General features: G+C 66.1%; 18 protein-coding genes and 1 riboswitch. Of the genes, 12 read left to right on the forward strand and 6 right to left on the reverse strand.

The window, feature by feature from the left end; translation table 11 throughout:
• Positions 1-17: 17 nt before the first annotated feature.
• The 9 genes from ribBA (at position 18) to ACZ899_RS22145 (ending at position 6,508) form a co-directional block, all read left to right on the forward strand.
• Entirely contained in the window at positions 18-1,109 is a 1,092-nt protein-coding gene (gene ribBA, locus ACZ899_RS22105; protein ID WP_050703586.1) for a bifunctional 3,4-dihydroxy-2-butanone-4-phosphate synthase/GTP cyclohydrolase II, read from the forward strand.
• A 91-nt stretch (positions 1,110-1,200) separates the two neighbouring features.
• A complete protein-coding gene (gene ribH / locus ACZ899_RS22110; protein ID WP_003255395.1) occupies positions 1,201-1,677 on the forward strand; it encodes a 6,7-dimethyl-8-ribityllumazine synthase in 477 nt (158 codons plus the stop codon).
• A complete protein-coding gene (gene nusB, locus ACZ899_RS22115; RefSeq protein ID WP_062575338.1) occupies positions 1,674-2,174 on the forward strand; it encodes a transcription antitermination factor NusB in 501 nt (166 codons plus the stop codon). The genes ribH and nusB overlap by 4 nt, the downstream gene beginning before the upstream one ends.
• 18 nt (positions 2,175-2,192) lie before the next feature.
• Positions 2,193-3,149 (forward strand): thiamine-phosphate kinase, encoded by a 957-nt coding sequence (gene thiL / locus ACZ899_RS22120; protein ID WP_203650066.1) that lies wholly within the window; start codon positions 2,193-2,195, stop codon positions 3,147-3,149.
• The gene (locus ACZ899_RS22125; RefSeq protein ID WP_023632630.1) at positions 3,146-3,649 is read left to right on the forward strand and encodes a phosphatidylglycerophosphatase A family protein; all 504 of its coding nucleotides are present in this window, start codon (positions 3,146-3,148) and stop codon (positions 3,647-3,649) included. The genes thiL and ACZ899_RS22125 overlap by 4 nt, the downstream gene beginning before the upstream one ends.
• 16 nt (positions 3,650-3,665) lie before the next feature.
• Positions 3,666-4,403: a substrate-binding periplasmic protein gene (locus ACZ899_RS22130; protein WP_234560570.1), complete on the forward strand. Its 738-nt coding sequence runs from the start codon at positions 3,666-3,668 to the stop codon at positions 4,401-4,403.
• 259 nt (positions 4,404-4,662) lie between these two features.
• A complete protein-coding gene (gene ribA, locus ACZ899_RS22135; RefSeq protein WP_011531972.1) occupies positions 4,663-5,280 on the forward strand; it encodes a GTP cyclohydrolase II in 618 nt (205 codons plus the stop codon).
• Positions 5,277-5,696 carry an MFS transporter gene (locus ACZ899_RS22140; RefSeq protein WP_234560571.1) on the forward strand — a complete coding sequence of 140 codons (420 nt, stop codon included), beginning with the start codon at positions 5,277-5,279 and terminating at the stop codon, positions 5,694-5,696. The genes ribA and ACZ899_RS22140 overlap by 4 nt, the downstream gene beginning before the upstream one ends.
• A complete protein-coding gene (locus ACZ899_RS22145) occupies positions 5,696-6,508 on the forward strand; it encodes a cobalamin-binding protein (protein ID WP_234560572.1) in 813 nt (270 codons plus the stop codon). Before ACZ899_RS22140 ends, ACZ899_RS22145 begins: the two co-directional genes overlap by 1 nt.
• Here the strand turns inward: ACZ899_RS22145 and ACZ899_RS22150 are convergent.
• The 4 genes from ACZ899_RS22150 to ACZ899_RS22165 all read right to left on the reverse strand — a co-directional run bounded on the left by ACZ899_RS22150 (position 6,486) and on the right by ACZ899_RS22165 (position 11,721).
• Positions 6,486-8,357, reverse strand: coding sequence for a TonB-dependent receptor domain-containing protein (locus ACZ899_RS22150; protein WP_234560573.1), 1,872 nt, complete (start codon positions 8,355-8,357; stop codon positions 6,486-6,488). The two genes, ACZ899_RS22145 and ACZ899_RS22150, sit on opposite strands and share 23 nt — an antisense overlap.
• 104 nt (positions 8,358-8,461) lie before the next feature.
• Entirely contained in the window at positions 8,462-10,357 is a 1,896-nt protein-coding gene (gene dxs / locus ACZ899_RS22155) for a 1-deoxy-D-xylulose-5-phosphate synthase (protein ID WP_234560574.1), read from the reverse strand.
• Positions 10,358-10,594: 237 nt separating this feature from the next.
• Positions 10,595-11,482 (reverse strand): (2E,6E)-farnesyl diphosphate synthase, encoded by an 888-nt coding sequence (ispA, locus tag ACZ899_RS22160; protein ID WP_234560575.1) that lies wholly within the window; start codon positions 11,480-11,482, stop codon positions 10,595-10,597.
• Positions 11,479-11,721: an exodeoxyribonuclease VII small subunit gene (locus ACZ899_RS22165; RefSeq protein ID WP_028690287.1), complete on the reverse strand. Its 243-nt coding sequence runs from the start codon at positions 11,719-11,721 to the stop codon at positions 11,479-11,481. Before ACZ899_RS22165 ends, ispA begins: the two co-directional genes overlap by 4 nt.
• A gap of 220 nt (positions 11,722-11,941) precedes the next feature.
• Here ACZ899_RS22165 and ACZ899_RS22170 point away from each other — a divergent pair, with 220 nt between their 5' ends.
• From ACZ899_RS22170 to ACZ899_RS22180, 3 genes are read left to right on the forward strand one after another with little or no spacing between them, the layout of a single operon-like run.
• Positions 11,942-13,357: an MBOAT family O-acyltransferase gene (locus ACZ899_RS22170; protein ID WP_234560576.1), complete on the forward strand. Its 1,416-nt coding sequence runs from the start codon at positions 11,942-11,944 to the stop codon at positions 13,355-13,357.
• Positions 13,344-14,480: an SGNH/GDSL hydrolase family protein gene (locus tag ACZ899_RS22175; protein WP_234560577.1), complete on the forward strand. Its 1,137-nt coding sequence runs from the start codon at positions 13,344-13,346 to the stop codon at positions 14,478-14,480. The genes ACZ899_RS22170 and ACZ899_RS22175 overlap by 14 nt, the downstream gene beginning before the upstream one ends.
• Before the next feature lies 1 nt (position 14,481).
• Positions 14,482-15,675, forward strand: coding sequence for an SGNH/GDSL hydrolase family protein (locus tag ACZ899_RS22180; protein ID WP_234560578.1), 1,194 nt, complete (start codon positions 14,482-14,484; stop codon positions 15,673-15,675).
• Between the two features lie 146 nt (positions 15,676-15,821).
• Here ACZ899_RS22180 and ribB read toward each other — a convergent pair whose 3' ends face one another.
• The gene (ribB, locus tag ACZ899_RS22185) at positions 15,822-16,472 is read right to left on the reverse strand and encodes a 3,4-dihydroxy-2-butanone-4-phosphate synthase (RefSeq protein WP_234560579.1); all 651 of its coding nucleotides are present in this window, start codon (positions 16,470-16,472) and stop codon (positions 15,822-15,824) included.
• 80 nt (positions 16,473-16,552) lie between these two features.
• Positions 16,553-16,694, reverse strand: a riboswitch (FMN riboswitch).
• A gap of 36 nt (positions 16,695-16,730) precedes the next feature.
• Positions 16,731-18,314: an RNA repair transcriptional activator RtcR gene (gene rtcR / locus ACZ899_RS22190; RefSeq protein ID WP_234560580.1), complete on the reverse strand. Its 1,584-nt coding sequence runs from the start codon at positions 18,312-18,314 to the stop codon at positions 16,731-16,733.
• Between the last annotated feature and the right edge of the window lie 460 nt (positions 18,315-18,774).

Genomic DNA, 18,774 nt, shown 5'->3' on the forward strand with positions numbered 1-18,774 from the left:
TGAGAAGGGGGTGCCGCGTGGCGCTCAACAGCATCGAAGAACTGGTCGAAGACATCCGCCAGGGCAAAATGGTCATCCTCATGGATGACGAAGACCGCGAGAACGAAGGCGACATCATCATGGCGGCCGAGTGCTGCCTGCCCGAGCACATCAACTTCATGGCCAAGCACGCCCGTGGCCTGATCTGCATGCCGATGACCCGCGAGCGCTGCGAAACGCTCAAGCTGCCGCTGATGGCGCCGCGCAACGGCTCGGGCTTCGGCACCAAGTTCACCGTGTCGATCGAAGCCGCCGAAGGCGTCACCACCGGCATTTCCGCCGCCGACCGCGCCCGCACCGTGCAGGCCGCCGCCGCCAAGGACGCCAAGGCCGAGGACATCGTCAGCCCCGGTCATATCTTCCCGCTGATGGCCCAGCCCGGCGGCACCCTGGCCCGCGCCGGCCACACCGAGGCCGCCTGCGACCTGGCGCGCATGGCCGGCTTCGAGCCAAGCGGGGTGATCTGCGAGGTGATGAACGACGACGGCACCATGTCGCGCCGCGCCGAGCTGGAAGTGTTCGCCGCCGAGCACGGCCTGAAGATCGGCACCATCGCCGACCTGATCCACTACCGCATGATCCATGAGCGCACCGTGCAGCGCGTCTCCGAGCAGCCGATCGAGAGCGAGCTGGGCCAGTTCAACCTGGTCACCTACCGCGATGCGGTGGAAGGCGATGTGCACATGGCCCTGACCCTGGGCAAGATCTGCGCCGAGGAGCCGACCCTGGTGCGCGTGCACAACATGGACCCGCTGCGCGACCTGCTGATGGTCAAGCAACCGGGCCGCTGGAGCCTGCGCGCAGCCATGAGCGCGGTGGCCGAGGCCGGCAGCGGCGTGGTGCTGCTGCTGGGCCACCCGCTGGACGGCGACGTGCTGCTGGCGCATATCCGCGAGAGCGCGGGCGATGCCCCGGCGAAAGCGCCGACCACCTACAGCACCGTCGGTGCCGGTTCGCAGATCCTGCGCGACCTCGGCGTGCGCAAGATGCGCCTGATGAGTTCGCCGATGAAGTTCAATGCGATATCCGGATTCGATCTGGAAGTTGTAGAATACGTGCCCTCCGAGTGACTTGAGGCGGCATTTTCGCCCCTGGACTCGAGTCCAAACCCTCCCGAGGCCGCCACAGCGCGGCCTCGCTCTTGAAGATGAGAACTCCGGAATGACCCTGAAGACCATCGAAGGTACCTTCATCGCCCCCAAAGGTCGCTATGCTTTGGTGGTTGGCCGCTTCAACAGCTTCGTCGTCGAAAGCCTGGTAAGCGGTGCAGTCGATGCCCTGGTACGCCACGGCGTCAGCGAAAGCGACATCACCATCATCCGTGCCCCGGGCGCGTTCGAAATCCCGCTGGTAGCGCAGAAAGTCGCCCAGCAGGGTGCTTATGACGCGATCATCGCCCTGGGCGCAGTAATCCGTGGCGGTACCCCGCACTTCGAATACGTGGCGGGCGAGTGCACCAAGGGCCTGGCCCAGGTGTCCATGGAGTTCGGTGTTCCGGTGGCCTTCGGCGTCCTGACCGTCGACTCCATCGAGCAGGCCATCGAACGTTCCGGCACCAAGGCCGGCAACAAAGGTGCCGAAGCTGCCCTGTCGGCCCTGGAAATGGTCAGTCTGCTGGCGCAGTTGGAGGCCAAGTGATTAGCGACGAAAGCGATCGTTTCAACCCGCGCGATCCAAAACCTGCGGATGCCGGCAAGCCCTCGAAGAGCGCCAAGCGTCGCGAAGCCCGCAAGCTCGCCACGCAAGCGCTCTACCAGTGGCACATGGCCAAGCACTCGCTGAACGAAGTGGAAGCGCAGTTCCGGGTCGATAACGATTTCTCCGATGTCGACGGCGCCTACTTCCGCGAGATCCTGCACGGGGTCCCAGCGAAGAAGGCCGAGATCGACGAGGCGCTCAAGCCTTGCCTGGACACGCCGCTGGAAGAACTCGACCCGGTCGAGCTGGCCGTGCTGCGCCTGTCCACCTGGGAGTTCATGATGCGCGTCGACGTACCGTACCGCGTCGTCATCAACGAAGGCGTGGAGCTGGCGAAGGTCTTCGGCGCCACCGACGGCCACAAGTTCGTCAACGGCGTGCTGGACAAGCTGGCTCCGCGTCTGCGTGAGGCGGAAGTCAAGGCGAACAAGCGCTGATCGCGGCGCTGACCAGCCATGGGTGAGTTCGAGCTGATCCGTCACTACTTCGCCGCCGCGCCTTGTGCGCAGGGCGGCGAGGGTGTGGCCCTGGGGATCGGCGACGACTGCGCCCTGCTGGACCTGCCCGCCGGCGAGCAGCTGGCGATCTCCACCGACACGCTGGTGGCCGCTGTGCATTTCCCCGCGGTCTGCGACCCGCTGCTGCTGGGCCAGCGCTCGCTCGCCGTGGCGGCCAGCGACCTGGCGGCCATGGGCGCCACGCCCATCGGCTTCACCCTCGCCCTGACCCTGCCCGAAGTCGGCCCGGACTGGCTCGAAGCCTTCGCCGATGGCCTCGGCCGCATGGCCCACCGTTGCCGCATGACCCTGATCGGCGGAGACACCACCCGTGGGCCGCTGAGCATCACCGTGACCGTGTTCGGCCGGGTACCGGCGGGCCAGGCCCTGCGCCGCAGCGGCGCGCAGCCGGGCGACCTGCTGTGCGTCGGTGGTTTCCTGGGCAATGCGGCGGGCGCCTTGCCGCTGGTGCTGGGCGAGCGCGAGGCGGCTGCCGAGGTGGCCGGCCCACTGCTGGAGCACTACTGGTCGCCTTTGCCCCAGCTGCAGTTGGGCGAGCGCCTGCGTGGCCTGGCCACGGCGGCACTGGATATCTCCGACGGCCTGCTGGCCGACTGCGGGCATATCGCCAAGGCGTCCGGCGTCGCGCTTGAGGTGAACCTGGCGCAGGTCCCCGTGTCTGCTCCTTTACAGGCTTTCCTGGGGCGCGAGGCGGCGGTGCAGGCGGCGCTCACTGGCGGCGACGACTACGTGCTGGCCTTCACCCTGCCGGAAAGCGCACTGACCTCCCTGGCCCGCGAGGTGCACGTCATCGGGCGCGTGCTGCAAGGGCAGGGCGTGACCCTGCGTGACCCGCAGGGCCAGGACATCACCCCCGTGCAGCGGGGCTATCAACATTTCAGGGAGACACCGTGACCGACCACCCCAACCAGGTGCCTGCGGAGTTCGTTCCGCCTTCGGTCTGGCGCAATCCGTGGCACTTCATCGCCTTCGGCTTCGGCTCCGGCACCCTGCCCAAGGCCCCCGGTACCTGGGGGTCGCTGGTGGCGCTGCCGTTCATCCCGCTGTGGCAGATGCTGCCCGACTGGGGCTACTGGCTGCTGCTGGGCATCAGCATGCTGTTCGGCGTGTGGCTGTGCGGCAAGGTGGCCAACGACTTGCGCGTGCACGATCACGAGGGCATTGTCTGGGACGAGATCGTCGGCATGTGGATCACCCTGTGGCTGGTGCCGGAAGGCTGGCAGTGGCTGCTGGCGGGGTTCCTGATGTTCCGCTTCTTCGACATCCTCAAGCCGTGGCCGATCCGCTGGGTCGACCGCCATGTGCATGGTGGCTTCGGGATCATGCTCGACGATATCCTGGCCGGCGTGTTCGCCTGGCTGGGCATGCAGGTTCTGGTGTGGGCGGTGGCCTGATACAGGGAGCGTTGCGATGGCCTTGAGGAGTGTGTTGCTGGCGTGGGTGCTGCTTTGCGCGGCGCCCGGCGTCATGGCGCAGGAGCAACAGGTGCGCCTGGTCAGCGAGGAGTGGCTCGACTACACCAACGCCGATGGCAGCGGGCTGGCCTGGGACGTGCTGCGCCAGGTGTTCGAGCCGGCCGGGGTCAAGGTCAAGGTGCTGAGCGCGCCGTACAGCCGCTCGGTCGGTTTGGTGAAACGGGGCGAGGCGGATGCCTGGGTCGGCTCGTACAAAGAAGAGAACGACGACAACCTCTATCCGCGCTGGCATTTCGACATGGACCATATCTACGCCCTTGGCCTGGCCGGCAAGCCGCAGCCCACGCTGGACACCATCGGCCAGTACCGCCTGGCCTGGGTGCGTGGCTATGACTACGCCAGCTACCTGCCCAAGGTGCACAACTTCCGCGAGGTCCAGCGCCGTGAAGGGATCCTGCCCATGCTTGAGCATGACCGGGTGGACTTCTACGTCGATGCGCAGACCGAGGTCGAATATGTGCTCGGACAGGCGCCCGAGCCCCAGCGTTTTCGCAGCACCCACGTTGCCGAGCTGCCGCTGTACCTGGCGTTTACCCGCAGCGCGCAGGGCGAGGCCTTGCGCGACCTGTTCGACCGGCGCATGGCGCAACTGGTGCGCAGCGGTGAGTTGAAGCCGATCTTCGAGCGCTGGAAGCAGCCGTATCCGTTCACTGCGGATAGCCAGCCGCATTAGGCTCATGTCGCTGTTCTTGTAGGAGCGGCCTTGTGCCGCGATGGGCTGCGTAGCGGCCCCAGCAATTTCGATGGTGGCTCGGAATCTGGGGCCGCTGCGCGCCCCGTTCGCGGCACAAGGCCGCTCCTACAGGATTTGGTCCTTGTTCCATAAGCATCGAACATTTCGATCTTAAGCCACCATATTCCTCCTGCGCACCTGCGCCGGGCTGCTGATACAATCGGCCGATCTGAAAAATCCTACTATCCAGGAGCACAACGTGCCCGTCGTCTTTGTTGCCGCCTCTAAACTCCCGACTCCCTTTGCGATCTTCACCATGCATGGCTTCCTCGACGAAGCCACTGGCCGCGAGCATGTGGTGCTCAGCCTGGGTGACATCGCGGACGGCGAGCCGGTGCTGGGGCGCCTGCACTCCGAGTGCCTGACTGGCGATGCCCTGTTCAGCCAGCGCTGCGACTGCGGCTCGCAACTTGAAGCCGCGCTGCAGGCCATCGCCCGCGAAGGTCGTGGCGTGCTGCTGTACCTGCGCCAGGAGGGCCGTGGCATCGGCCTGCTGAACAAGATCCGCGCCTACGAGCTGCAGGATGGCGGCGCCGACACTGTCGAGGCCAACGAGCGACTGGGCTTCGCCGCCGACCAGCGTGACTACGCCATGTGCCTGCCGATGCTCGAACACCTGGGCGTGAAATCGCTGCGTCTGATGACCAACAATCCGCGCAAGGTCAAGGCCCTGACCGACATGAGTATCAAGGTTGCCGAGCGCGTGCCGCTGCACACCGGTCACAACCCGCACAACCGCCTGTATCTGGCCACCAAGGCCGACAAGCTTGGCCACATGATGGGCAACAAGCACCAGGGCGAGGTGCCACAGGCGTGACCCGCGGCGAGGTGAAGCGGCGGCTGGCCCTGGCCTGGTGGCAGTACCTGGCCATGGGGTTGTTGCCGTTGCCGATAATGGCCTGGGCGTTCGGCGGCGGTGAGCCGCTGATCCCGGTGCTGGCCATGCCCTTGTTCATCGCCGGGGCCGCGACCATGTTCCTCAGCCTGCCGCGCTTCGGCACCTACAAGCGGGCATTGATCGCCACCGACAAGCAGCTGGGCACGCCGGACGAACCCGCTGCCTGGATCGAGTTGGCGCGGGTTCGACGCCTGGCCATGCTGTTCGCCTGCTTCCCGGCCTGGGTCGCTGCACTGTCGGTGTTGGTCGGGCTGGAGGCCGTGCCGCAGATCCTCCTCGCCCTGTCCTCCGTGGTGGTGCTGTACCTCTACCGTATTCCGCGCCAGCTCGGCTGATGCGGGCGTTTTTCGCCTCCCTCGCATTGTTGTGCCTCGGTACCCTGGCCGAGGCCGGGCCGCGGGTGGTCAGCCTGGCGCCGTCGATGACCGAGATCGTCCTCGAACTGGAGGCCGGCGACCTGTTGGTGGGCCTGTTGGACGCGGGTGAGCGTCCGCCGAGCCTTCAGGACCTGCCCTCGGTCGGGCGCCATGGCCAGCTGGACATGGAGCGCCTGCTCAGTCTCAAGCCTGACCTGCTGCTGCTCTGGCCTGGCAGCGTTGCACCGGCCCAGCGCGACCAGCTCAAACGCCTGGGTATCGCCACGTTCAGTGGCGAGCCCGGCGACCTCGACCAGTTGATCGAGCAGATCGAAGCCATCGCCCGGCGCCTCGGGCGTGACGAGCAAGGTCGTACTTATGCCACCAGCCTGCGTGCGCGGCTGCAGGCGCTGCGAGAGCGTTACCGGCGCGAAACACCACTGCGGGTGTTCTACCAGGTCTGGGACAAGCCGCTGTACACCCTGGGTGGGCGCCAAGTGGTCAGCGATGCCTTGCGCGTCTGCGGGGCACGCAATGTATTCGACGACCTGGCCCAGCCCGCGCCGCAGGTCAGTGTGGAGTCGGTGCTGCTGCGCGATCCCGAGGTGATCCTGGCGGGTGACGCGGCGCAGCTGGCCAGCTGGCGTAGCTGGCCGCAGTTGAGCGCCGTGAAGGGGGAACGCTTGCTGGTGGTGCCGGACAAGGGCCTGGAGCGGCCCAGCGGGCAGATGATCGAGGCCACTGCCCGGCTGTGCGCGCTGCTGGAGGCTAGAGGGTCGGGGTCCAGGTAAGGCTCAGCAGCCAGGTGCGGCCTTCTTCGCGATAGCCGTACTGGCTGCCGTCGAAGCTGTACAGGGCACGGCTGTAGTGCTTGTCCAGCAGGTTGTCGAGTTTCAGTTCCAGCCGAACCTCGTCGCTCGCGGCCCAGCCTCCACGCAATCCAAGCAGGCCGTAGCCACCCAGCGCATTGCGATTGGCCTCGTCATCGTAGCTGCCGCTCACTGCCTGCCAGCTACCGCCCAGGCTGAACCGTTCGAATTGTCGATCCAGATCCAGGCTCAAGGTCCGTCGGGCGCGGCGGGCGAGGGTGTGCCCGCTATCGCGATCGCGAGGGTCGATCAAGGCCAGGCCCAGTTGGCTGTGCCATGCGCCCCACTGCTGCTCCAGACCCAGCTCAAAGCCGTTGATCCGGGCCGATGCCACGTTACGGGGTATGGAGCCTGCGCCGAAGATGATCGCGTCACGCAGGTCGGTGCGGTACAGCGAAGCCTCCAGGCGGCTTTCCTTGCTCAGTTGACTGCGCCACTGCAACTCGTAGCTTTTCGAGCGCTCGGGGTCGAGGTTCGGGTTGCTGTACTGGGGGTAGTACAGATCGTTGAACGTCGGTGCGCGGAAACCTTCGCTGTAGGACAGCAACACATCGTTGTCGACATTGACCGGTACCGTGACGCTGCCGCTCCAGGTGGTCTGGCCGCCGAACTGCTGGTTCTGGTCGCGGCGCACGCCCAATTCGGTGGAAAAGTGTTCACCGGTGAAGCGATGCTGGATGAACACAGCGCGATTGAAGCGGCTGTCCTCGGTGAAGTCGGTGCTGGCGTGGACGCGATCCTGATACCAGTCGGTCCCCGCCAGCAGGTTGTTGCGCTCATCCACGACGAAGTCGTTCTGCCAGGTCGCCTGGTCGCGATAAGTGTTGAACACGAAGCGCTCATTGCTGAGCTTGTCGCGTTTGTCGTCGCGATTTTCGCTGTGACCCAACTCCAGGCGCGAATGCCAGGCCTCGGTGAGCTGGGCGTCCAAGTAGGTGCCCAGGCTGCTGACCGTGAAATCGGTATAGGGCTTTTGGCCGAAGCTCTGGAAAGTGGCCATGTCGAAGCGGCCAAAGGGATTGTCGTACTCGCTGCGTCCTCGGCTGTCGAGCAGGTTCAGGCCGGCTTCGTAACGTTCATTGAAGGCATGGCTCAGGCTGAGGTTGAATGAACGGTTGCGATAGGCGTCATGGTCGCCATCGCTGGAATACGACGGTCCGGTCGAATCGATGCCGGCGGTTTCGTCGAGGCTGGCGCCGAGGTTGAAGCGGGTCGCGCCATCACCGCCCGACAGCCCCAGGCTGCGTTGCCAGGTCTGATTGCTGCCGGCGGCCAGGCGCAGGCGCGGTTGCAGGCCCTGGCCGTCACCACGGCGGGTGAAGATCTGGATCACCCCGCCAATGGCGTCGCTGCCGTAGATCGCTGAGCGCGAGCCGCGCAGCACTTCCACACGTTCGATCTGGTCGATGCCGAGGAACTGCAGGGCGCTGTCGCCAGAGGTGGCATTGGCAATGCGCACGCCGTCGACCAGCACCAGGGTCTGGGCGGCCTTGGTGCCGCGGATGAAGATGCCGGGCAGGCTGCCGCGCCCGCCGGTGGGCGCCACCTGCACGCCGGGGACGCGGGTGAGCAGGTCGGTGACGCCGCTCGGTTGCAGGCGATCGATATCGGCACGGGTGAACACCGTGTTGGCGGCGCTGGTGGTTGTGCGTGACTCGACCTGGCGGCTGGCGCTGATCAGTACGTCGGGGAGTTTCAGGGCGTCATCGCGTTCGGCGGCCAGCAGGAACGTAGGGGCGCAGAGGAGTGCGGCACAGGCAGATTTTTTCATGGGCAGTTCCATCGCATTCGCGGGTAAACCCGCTCCCACAGGATCTCCACAGACCTTGAACGCTGTGCAGTCCCTGTGGGAGCGGGTTTACCCGCGAAAGGGCCCTAGAGGCCGAGCTTGGCCATCCGGGCTTTGACGGAGGCTTCGATACCGGCCGCATCCAACCCACATTCAGCCAGCATCTGCGCAGGCTTGGCATGCTCGACATAGATATCCGGCAGGCCCAGGTGCAGCAGCGGCTTGACCACGCCCTCGCGGGCCAGGAACTCGCCGACGGCGGCGCCGGCACCACCCATGATGGCGTTCTCCTCGATGGTCACCAGCAGTTCGTGGCTGGCGGCCATCTCCAGCACCAGCGCCTCGTCCAGCGGCTTGACGAAACGCATGTCGACCACGCTGGCGTCGATCTGCTCGGCCACCTGCAAGGCTTCGGTCAGTTGCACGCCGAACACCAGCAGGGCGACCTTGCCTCCCTGGCGGCGGATCACGCCCTTGCCGATCTCCAGTGGTTCCAGGTCGCCGCTGATCGGCGCGTTGGGGCCGGTGCCGCGCGGGTAGCGCACGGCGGCCGGGCCCTTGTAGTGGTGGCCGGTGCTGAGCATCTTGCGCAGCTCGTTCTCGTCGCTGGGGGTCATCACCAGCATGCCGGGGATGCAGCGCAGGTACGAGAGGTCGTAGGCGCCGGCGTGGGTCGGGCCGTCCTCGCCGACCAGGCCGGCGCGGTCGATGGCGAACAGCACATCGAGGTCCTGCACCGCCACGTCGTGGATCAGCTGGTCATAGGCGCGCTGCAGGAAGGTCGAGTAGATCGCCACCACCGGCTTGGCGCCCTCGCAGGCCATGCCCGCGGCAAAGGTCACCGCGTGCTGTTCGGCGATGGCGACGTCGAAGTAGCGCTCGGGATAGCGTTCGCTGAAGTCGATCAGGTCCGAGCCTTCCTTCATTGCCGGGGTGATGCCCACCAGGCGGTTGTCGGCGGCGGCCATGTCGCACAGCCACTGGCCAAACACCGAGGCGTATTTTGGCCCGCTGGCTTTTTTCGGCGCGACCGGCTTGTCGGCCGGCTCCAGCTTGGTGATCGCGTGGTAGCCGATCGGATCGACCTCGGCCGGGGCGAAGCCCTTGCCCTTCTTGGTCACCACATGCAGGAACTGCGGGCCCTTGAGGTCGCGCATGTTGCGCAGGGTGGCGATCAGGGTCGGCAGGTCGTGGCCGTCGATCGGGCCGATGTAGTTCCAGCCCAGTTCCTCGAACAGGGTGCCGGGCACCAGCATGCCCTTGGCGTACTCTTCGGTACGACGGGCGATCTCCCAGGCCCCGGGCAGGCGTGACAGCACTTTCTTGCTGCCCTCGCGCATGCTGGCGTAGGTGCGGCTGGAGAGGATCTTGGCCAGGTAGTTGGACAGGCCGCCGACGTTGCGCGAGATCGACATGTCGTTGTCGTTGAGGATGACCAGCATGTTGGCATCCACTTCCTGCGCGTGGTTCAGCGCCTCGAAGGCCATGCCGGCGGTCAGCGCGCCGTCGCCGATCACGGCAATCGACTTGCGCGGATCGTTCTGCAGGCGGGCGGCGATGGCCATGCCCAGCGCGGCGCTGATCGAGGTGCTGGAATGACCGACGCCGAAGGTGTCGTATTCGCTCTCGCTACGGCGCGGGAAGGCGGCGATGCCGTCCTTCTGGCGCAGGCTGAGCATGCGCTCGCGGCGGCCGGTGAGGATCTTGTGCGGGTAGGCCTGGTGGCCGACGTCCCACACCAGCCGGTCGTCCGGGGTGTCGAAGACGTAGTGCAGGGCGATCGTCAGTTCGATGACGCCCAGGCCCGCACCAAAATGCCCACCGGTCTGCCCCACGGTATAGAGCAGGTCCTGGCGCAGCTCGTCGGCCAGGGTCTCCAGGTCGGCTTCGGCCAGCCGGCGCAGGCCGGCGGGCGTGTCGGCGCGGTCCAGCAAAGGCGTGACCGGGCGTTCGCGGGGGATCTCTTGAAACGTCGTGGGCATCAGGCGTGTCGTTATAGGTGTGAAGACGCGGCAGTTTACCCCATTGTAGGAAAAGCTGCCCATTCGGACGGGTGTATGAGGACCACCAGTGCGGCAGAGATCCTGTAGGAGCGGCCTTGTGTCGCGAAAGGGCCGCAAAGCGGCCCCGGCAATCTTTGCGTCAACGCTGAAATCCCGGGGCTGCTGCGCACCCCTTTCGCGACACAAGGCCGCTCCTACAGGGGGATGTGTCAGGTTTTAGTGGCGGCGTTCGACGATGTAGCGGGCCAGCGCCCGCAACGGCTCGGCGTTGTCGCCAAAGCCTTGCAGCGCGGCCAGCGCCTGGTCGCGCAGCTCCACGGCATAGGCCTTGGCCGCCTCCAGCCCGAGCAGCGCCGGGTAGGTCGGCTTGTCGCGGGCGATGTCGGCGCCCTGGCGTTTGCCCAGGGTGGCGGTGTCGCTCTCCACGTCGAGGATGTCGTCCTGCACCTGGAACGCCAGGCCGATGGCCTGTGCATAAGTCTGCAGGGCATCGAGCTGGGCCTGATCGGCGCGGGCACTGGCCAGGGCGCCAAGGCGCACGCTGGCTTCGATCAGCGCGCCGGTCTTGTGCCGGTGCATGTATTCCAGGGCTTGCTGATCGAGCTTGACGCCCACCGAGCCCAGGTCGATGGCCTGGCCGCCGACCATGCCGGCGGGACCGGCGGCCCTGGCCAGGGCCTGGACCATCTGCAGGCGGATGGCGTCGGCCTGCGGGCTCAGGCGCGGGTCGAGCAGGGCGCTGAAGGCCAGGCTCTGCAGGCCGTCGCCGGCGAGGATTGCGCAGGCTTCGTCGAACGCCTTGTGGGTGGTGGGCTGGCCGCGACGCAGGTCGTCGTCGTCCATCGCCGGCAGGTCGTCATGCACCAGCGAGTAGGCATGGATCAGCTCCACCGCGCAGGCCGCGCCGTTGGCATGCTCGGGCGGCACGCCGAAGGCTTCGCAGGCGGCATAGGCCAGCAATGGGCGTACGCGCTTGCCGCCGTTCATCACGCTGTAGCGCATCGCGGCATAGAGGCGTTCAAGCTCCTTCGACGGCGCCTGGAACAGCGGTTCGAGGGCGGCATCGACCCGTGCCTGGGCGCTTTGCTGGTACTGGGCGATCATGCCTCGGGCTCCGCGTCGAACGGCTGGGCAGCCAGCTCGCCGTCACGCTCCAGCAGGATCTGCACCTTCTGCTCGGCCTGGGCCAGGGCGCCCTGGCAATCGCGGGTCAGGGCGATGCCCTGTTCGAAGGCGGCCAGCGACTCTTCCAGCGACAGTTCGCCGTTCTCCAGGCGCTCGACCAGGGCTTGCAGATCGGCGAGGGATTGTTCGAAATCGATGGAGGTTTTTTTGCGGGCCATGGCGACTGTCTCTGTGGCGTTCAGAACGGCGCGACACTAGCAGAGCGGGGCAGGGGGAGCAAATTGCGTGGGCCTATCGTTCGTCGCATTTTGTTGCACTTGTCTGGCGCAAGCCATCTTGCAATCCGTCATGCAATCGAATTGTGGGGGTGGCGGCCCTCTGCCATAATCCGCGCGCTCTGGCCTGCGGGTCAAAGACCTTCCTCCCCGACGTCATGTAATGGACTACGTTGTGAGCTTCCTCTCGATTGAATTCGGCCTCTGTTTCACGCTGTTCTTCCTGCTCTATTGGAGCCTGTGCTGGAGCGTGCGGTTGCAGAACCTGCTGCTCCTGACCGCCAGCTACGGCCTGGTGGCGAGCTTCAGCCTGCAGTCGCTGTACATCCTGCTGGGCTACAGCGCGCTGGTGTACCTGCTCGGCCAGCTGGCGGGGCGCTATCCCGGGCGCTGGTTCAGCCGCGTGCTGCTGCTGACGCTGGTGCTGGGCTGCTTCTACCTGTTCAAGTACCAGGCGTTCTTCGTCGAAGGCGCGCAGGCCGCGCTGGCCACCGCCGGGTTCGATGTGGCGCTGCCGCTGCTGGAAGTGCTGGTGCCGATCGGGCTGTCGTTCTACACCTTCCATTCGGTCAGCTACCTGGTGTCGATCAACCGCCGCGAGCTGGCGCCGGTGCCGCCGCTGGACCTGGCCTTGTACCTGGCGTTCTTCCCCAGCCTGGTGGCCGGGCCGGTCAACCGTGCCCTGCACATGCTGCCGCAGATCCGCCCGCCGGCCATGCGCCAGGTGCTGGAACCGCAGCGGGCGCTGGGGCTGATCGCCATGGCGGTGGTCAAGCTGTTCTTCCTCAGCGCCTGGCTGGGCAGCGAGTGGGTCGACCCGGTGTTCGACACCCCGGGCAGCGCCAGCCCCGAGCAGGTTCTGCTGAGCGTGTACGGCTACAGCTTGCTGATCTACTTCAACTTCAGCGGCTACACCAACCTGGTCACCGGCATCGCCCTGTTGCTGGGCTTCCGTCTGCCGGACAACTTCGACGCGCCGTACGCCGCGCACAACCTCAAGGAATTCTGGGGGCGCTGGCACATCAGCCTGTCGCGCTTCATCCGCGACTATGTGTACATCCCGCTGGGCGGCAACCGCAAGGGCGTATGGCGCGGCAACCTGAACATGCTGCTGGCGATGCTGGTGTCCGGCCTGTGGCACGGGGCGAGCGTGAACTTCATCATCTGGGGCGCCCTGCATGGCGTCGGCCTGGCCATTTCCAAGCTGTTCAGCCAGTGGTTTCCGGGTTTCGCGCGGCTGCCGGGTTCGGGCCTGATGGCGCGGTTGATGACTTTCCACTACGTGGCCTTCGCCTGGATCTTCTTCCGCAGCCCGACGCTTGAGGGCGCGATGGAGATGCTCGGCAACATCGCCCAGCTGAGCCTGGCGGGCCTGAACAGCGCCACGGGCCTGATGCTGCTGGCCTGTGTGTTGTTCGTGGCCAGTTATCCCCAGTGGCTGGCGCTGTTGCGCCAGAGTGGCGCGCTGTTCCAGCGCCTGCCGTGGCAGTTGTACCCGATCCCGCTCGGGGTCGGTGTGTCGCTGGTGATTTTCGCTTCGCAGTCGGGCGTGCCGGGGTTCATCTATGCAAGCTTCTGATAGCAAACAGCTGTTCCAGGTGCAGATGGGCGCCGCCCGTGGCTTGTATGCGATCGTGGTCACCACCGCGTTGCTGTTCTGGCTGAACCAGGATTCGATCAAGCTCTACTGCCAGCAGAAATACCACCAGAGCTGCGAGATACCGCTGCTGGGCCAGCTGCCAGCCTGGCGCATGGGCGCGCAGTTGACGGCGATGCTGGAAGCGCAGCGCGATGACCTGCTCGAGCAGATGCGGCCTGCGTCGCAACTGGCCGAGGAGCCGGCGATCGAGGTACTGCCCGCGCCGATGCCGGTGGTCACGGTCGATCTGCAAACCCCGGCGACCCTGGCCAAGCCGCTGCCACCAATGCCGACGCCCGCGCATGCACAGCCGACGCCTGCGCCGGTCCATGCGCCAGCCGCCGTCGTTGTCGCCCAGCCTGCACCGCCCACGCCGGCCCCGGCGTTGTTGCAGCCGGGGACTGTGGCCTCGCTGGCCGCTGGTGACGAAGTGTTCCTGGTCGGCGACTCGCTGATGCAGGGCGTGGCGCCGCACCTGGCCAACAGCCTGCGCAAGCGCTACCAGATCCGTACCGTCAACCTCAGCAAGCAGAGTACCGGCCTTGCCTACCCGGGCTTCTTCAACTGGCCGAAGACCGTGGCAGACACCCTCGATCATGAGCCGAACGTGCGCCTGATGGTGGTGTTCCTCGGTCCCAACGACCCCTGGGACATGCCCCAGGGCAAGGGCAAGCCATTCCTGCGCTTCAAGTCGCCGGAGTGGGAGGTCGCCTACCGTGCCCGTATCGATTCGATCCTCGAGCAGGCGCGCACACACAACGTGCAGGTGATCTGGGTCGGGCCGCCGAACATGGAGAAGGCGCGGCTGTCCACGGCCATGGGCTACCTCAGCGGGCTCTACCAGGAGCAGACCGCGCTGTTTGGCCAGCATTACGTCTCGGCCAACCCGATCCTCGGCTACACCGACGCCAACTTCTCGTATACGGTGCAGACACCGCAGGGCAAGCGGGTCAAGGTGCGGGTCGACGACGGTATTCATTTCACCATCACAGGCCAGAAGATGATCGCCGAACAGGTTCTGTCGCTGATCAGCTTTCCGGGCCTGACCGTTACAGGACATTGAGATGCGCCAATGGCATCACCTGCTGGGCCTGGCCCTGCTGATCAGCGCCGCGCCGGGTTGCAGTACCGGCGCCAACAGCGTGAGCGCCCAGCCCACGGCCCGGCCCGCCGCCGCGCCTGCCGCCCGTCAGGACGGCAACCTCGCCTTGCTCGCCGGCAAGCTGCGCAATGCCGGCCGGGCGCCGGTTGCCATCGTCCAGCTGGGTGACTCGCACACCGCCGCCGACCTGTTCAGCGGCGAGCTGCGCAAGCTGTTGCAGACACGCTACGGCGACGGCGGCATCGGCTTGGTGCCGGCTTCGCCGGTGCCGGGGATCCGCAACGATCGGGTGATCATCAAGAGCGAGAAGCGCCAGTGGGAGCTGGTGTCGGCGCGCAACCAGCAAAGCCCGCAGTTCCCGTTGGGGGGCTACCTGTCGCTGCCGTTGGCCAATCGCGCCAGTGTTGTGTTGCAGGCGCGTGATGAGGACCGCCAGCGCTACAAGGTCTCGGCGTTGTACCAGTCGACCACCAGTGCCAGCCTCTTCGTCAATGGTGGCCAGCGCCGCGTGCTGCCGGCGAGCAATGGCCAGTGGCGCTTCAGCCCGGCCTACGCCAATGTCGGCCTGCCGGTGCAATTGAGTGTCGAGGGTGGCCGGGGTGTCGCGCTGGGGGGCTGGTACATCCAGGGGCAGAAGAATGCCGGGGTGACCTACTCGGCGCTGGGCATCAACGGTGCGCGCCTGGACGTGGTGGACAAGTGGCAGCCGGGTTGGCGTGACAGCCTCAAGGCCGTGCGGCCTGACCTGGTGATCCTGGCCTACGGCACCAATGAAGCGTTTGACGACAAGCTCGACCTGGCGCTGTACCAGACGCAACTGGAGGCGACCCTCGTCGGCCTGCGCAGGGACCTGCCGCAAACGGCGATCTTGCTGGTCGGTCCACCGGACTCGATCAAGCAGCGCAAGGCGCGCAGCTGTGCGGCGCGCCAGCCTCAACCGTTGGCCTCGGTGATCCGTATCCAGAAGCAGATGGCGCAGAAGTACAAGGCGCTGTTCTGGGATTGGCAGGGGTTCATGGGCGGGCCGTGCTCGATTGCCGGCTGGCAGGCGGGCGGGCTGGCGCGGCCGGATCTGGTGCACCTGACGGCTGATGGCTATCGCAAGAGTGCGGCGGGGTTGTATGAGTTTTTGAAGGGGCCGTTGGGGTTGCGTTGACGGCAGCTTGATTGGCGTTGGGCTTTAGATTGTTGGGGCTGCTTTGCAGCCCTTTCGCGGCACGAGGCCGCTCCTACAGGGGATCGCAATTTCCTGTAGGAGCGGCCTTGTGCCGCGAATGGGCCGCACAGCGGCCCCAAGATGATTCAGGCGATCTCTGCTTCCAGCTCGACCATCGCCTCGCGATAGCGCGCCAGTTCCTCGATGGTCAACACCGGCAGGTTGTACTGGCGGGCATACACCGCCACCTGCTCGCCGCGGGCCATGCTGCCGTCGGGGTTCATCAGTTCGCACAGCACCGCCGCCGGGCGCAGGCCGGCCAGGCGGGCCAGGTCCACCGAGCCTTCGGTGTGGCCGCGACGGGTCAGCACGCCGCCATCGCGGGCGCGCAGCGGGAACACGTGGCCTGGGCTGACGATATGACGTTCCTGCGCGGTCGAGCGCAGCGCGGCTTCGATGGTGGTGATGCGGTCCTGTGCCGACACACCGGTGCTGACCCCTTCGGCGGCTTCGATGGTGACGGTGAAGCCGGTGCCATGGCGGGCCTGGTTATTCTGCACCATCGGCGCCAGCTGCAGGGCGTCGACGGTGGCTTCGTCAAGGCACAGGCAGACGATGCCGCTGCAGTCGCGGATCATCATGGCCATGGTCTGCAGCGACAGGTTCTCGGCGGCGGCGACGATATCGGCTTCATCCTCGCGGTCGTCGTCGTCAAGCAGCAGCACGGGGCGCCCGGCCTGGAAGGCGGCGATGGCGGCGCTGACGTTGGGGAATTGCTTGTGGTGCATGGTGGACATGAAACGCTCCTCGTGAATGATCGATGAACGTCTCGGGGCGAACAAAATGCGCGCGCAGGGGCGCCCGGACGGCCCCTGCCAAACGCCTTCTTTCATCCGGACTATGACCGTCGGCCCTGGAATCTCACCAGATCTGCTGACCCCCGGCATGGCCGGGGCGCTCGCGGGCTCATCTTTCGATTTACCGCCGGTGGGGACTTTCACCCCGCCCTGAAGACCGGCCAAGCATACCCCACTGTGCCAGCGTGCTGGCAAGCCCTACGACTTTAGTTGCTGCCAGTCCAGCCCGAAGCGCGCCAGGTACTTGCGCAGGCGGTCGGCATCGTTGGGGTTGGCCTTCTCCTGGCGCGATACCGCGAACAGCTGGCGTCCGGCTTCTGACAGGCTCGGCGCGCGGCGGCAGACGTCGATCACCGCCTGCAACTGCACCTGGTCGAACAGGTCCAGCTCGCGACCTGTGAGCAGTGGTTCGGTGTTCGGTTCCAGGCCCCAGGCGTAACGCAATCGACCGATCTCCTCCTCGACCAATGCCTCGTCGATACGCCCGCTGTCGGCCAGGGTCGCCATGCGCGTGATCGACGCCGACAGCTCGCGGAAGTTGCCGGCCCAGCGTGCCTCGCCGGCATGGGCGAAGTCCAGGTAGCGGCGCTTGGCCTCGAGGTTGAAGCGCACCTGGCGGCCTTGTTCGCGGGCATGGCGCTGCAACTCGAAATCGAGGTTCGGCTCGATGTCCTCGCGGCGTTCGGCCAGGCCCGGGAGGGCTAAGGTCCACAGGTTGATGCGGGCGAACAGGTCCTCGCGGAACGAGCCATCGGCGACCTTAGCGCGCAGGTCGCGGTGGGTGCCGGCGATCAGCTGGAAGTCGCTTTCCACTTCGCGGTCGGCGCCCAGCGGGAAGAAGCGTTTTTCCTCGATGGCCTTGAGCAGCATGGCCTGTTCGTCAGCGCCCAGTTCACCGATCTCGTCGAGGAACAGCATGCCGCCGTCGGCGGCGCGCAGCAGGCCGTCGCGGGCGTTCTGGGCGCCGGTGAAGGCGCCCTTGGCGTGGCCGAACAGGGTCGACATGGCGCCGTCGCCGCGCAGGGTGGCGCAGTTCACTTCGATGAAGCGTCCGCCCAGCTGATGGCGCCCGCGCTTGAGCTCATGGACACGGCGGGCCAGGAACGACTTGCCGGCGCCGGTCGGGCCGACCAGCAGCATGGGGGCCTTCGAGCGCAGGGCGACCCGCTCGATCTGTTCGATGGTGCGGTTGAAATCCGGGTTGCGCGTGGCGATGCCGGACTTGAGCAGCGACTGCCCCTCGACCTGCTCGCGGCGAAAGCGCGAGGCGATCGGGTCATAGCGCGACAGGTCGAGGTCGATCAGGGTGGCGATGCCGGCCGGGTCGCTGTTTTCGTCCTGCTTGCGCGAGGGCGAGGTCTGCACCAGGCGCGCCGGCAGGTAGCGCGCCTCGGTGAGCAGGAACCAGCAGATCTGCGCGACGTGGGTACCGGTGGTGATGTGCACCAGGTAGTCCTCGTGCTCGGTGTCGAAGCTGTAGCCGCTGGCGAAGTCGTGCAAGGCGCCGTAGACCTCCTCGAAGTCCCACGGGTTGCGCAGCGCCAGCGGGTGCAGGCGCACCTCGGTGCCGGGCGAGACCTGCTGGATGTCGCCGCGGATCCGGTCGGCCAGGCTCTGGTCGCGCGCACTGGGGCCGTGGATCAGTTCCAGGCGGTCCAGGGGCAGGTCGGCTTGCTGGCACAGGCCGATGGTCGGCCGCCAGCGGTTCCAGCGTGCGGCGCCCTTGCCGTTGCGGTCGAGGGTGGTGCCGAGGAAGCCGATGGCGACGAGAGGCTTGCTCATCCTTGATTATCCTAAAAGATAAATTGCTATCCGATGATATACGAAAAAATGAATCTCCATGAGTGCTTTCAGTTGTGCTCAAATGAATAAGATAAAAATAATTCTATATAAAACAATAAGTTAAAGAATTTTATCGATGCCAAATGAAAACCTGGCACGCCGCTCGCTATATCCCTCTCGACCGCATCGCCAGGCAGGCCCTCGGGACAGGGGAACCCCCCGCCGGTGCACGTACCCACCTTCAGGTGTCGGTGTCGTGCATGCCGCCGCCGCAACGACCGGTCATTGCTGCGCTGGGCCCCTGGAAAGGCCGGCGCAGACGCTCGCCGGGCAAAGCCCCGGCACTACCCTCCTAAGGTAGCTGTAACCGCAACACCCGCCGGTGGGGCACAGGCAACGCAAGCAGGGCCAGGACGGCCCGTCACTGCGAAGGAAGCCTGGCCCACCGCTGGCCCACCCG

This window comes from Pseudomonas sp. TE31087 (genome assembly GCF_057284075.1).

Coding starts and splice junctions, on each gene's coding strand:
- ACZ899_RS22175 (WP_234560577.1), top strand. CDS start 13,344: ATGCAAGCTTCTGATAGCAAACAGCTGTTCCAGGTGCAGATGGGCGCC.
- ribB (WP_234560579.1), bottom strand. CDS start 16,472: ATGTCCACCATGCACCACAAGCAATTCCCCAACGTCAGCGCCGCCATC.
- ACZ899_RS22145 (WP_234560572.1), top strand. CDS start 5,696: ATGCGGGCGTTTTTCGCCTCCCTCGCATTGTTGTGCCTCGGTACCCTG.
- ACZ899_RS22150 (WP_234560573.1), bottom strand. CDS start 8,357: ATGAAAAAATCTGCCTGTGCCGCACTCCTCTGCGCCCCTACGTTCCTG.
- dxs (WP_234560574.1), bottom strand. CDS start 10,357: ATGCCCACGACGTTTCAAGAGATCCCCCGCGAACGCCCGGTCACGCCT.
- ribH (WP_003255395.1), top strand. CDS start 1,201: ATGACCCTGAAGACCATCGAAGGTACCTTCATCGCCCCCAAAGGTCGC.
- ispA (WP_234560575.1), bottom strand. CDS start 11,482: ATGATCGCCCAGTACCAGCAAAGCGCCCAGGCACGGGTCGATGCCGCC.
- rtcR (WP_234560580.1), bottom strand. CDS start 18,314: ATGAGCAAGCCTCTCGTCGCCATCGGCTTCCTCGGCACCACCCTCGAC.
- ACZ899_RS22180 (WP_234560578.1), top strand. CDS start 14,482: ATGCGCCAATGGCATCACCTGCTGGGCCTGGCCCTGCTGATCAGCGCC.
- ACZ899_RS22165 (WP_028690287.1), bottom strand. CDS start 11,721: ATGGCCCGCAAAAAAACCTCCATCGATTTCGAACAATCCCTCGCCGAT.
- ACZ899_RS22130 (WP_234560570.1), top strand. CDS start 3,666: ATGGCCTTGAGGAGTGTGTTGCTGGCGTGGGTGCTGCTTTGCGCGGCG.
- ACZ899_RS22170 (WP_234560576.1), top strand. CDS start 11,942: ATGGACTACGTTGTGAGCTTCCTCTCGATTGAATTCGGCCTCTGTTTC.
- thiL (WP_203650066.1), top strand. CDS start 2,193: ATGGGTGAGTTCGAGCTGATCCGTCACTACTTCGCCGCCGCGCCTTGT.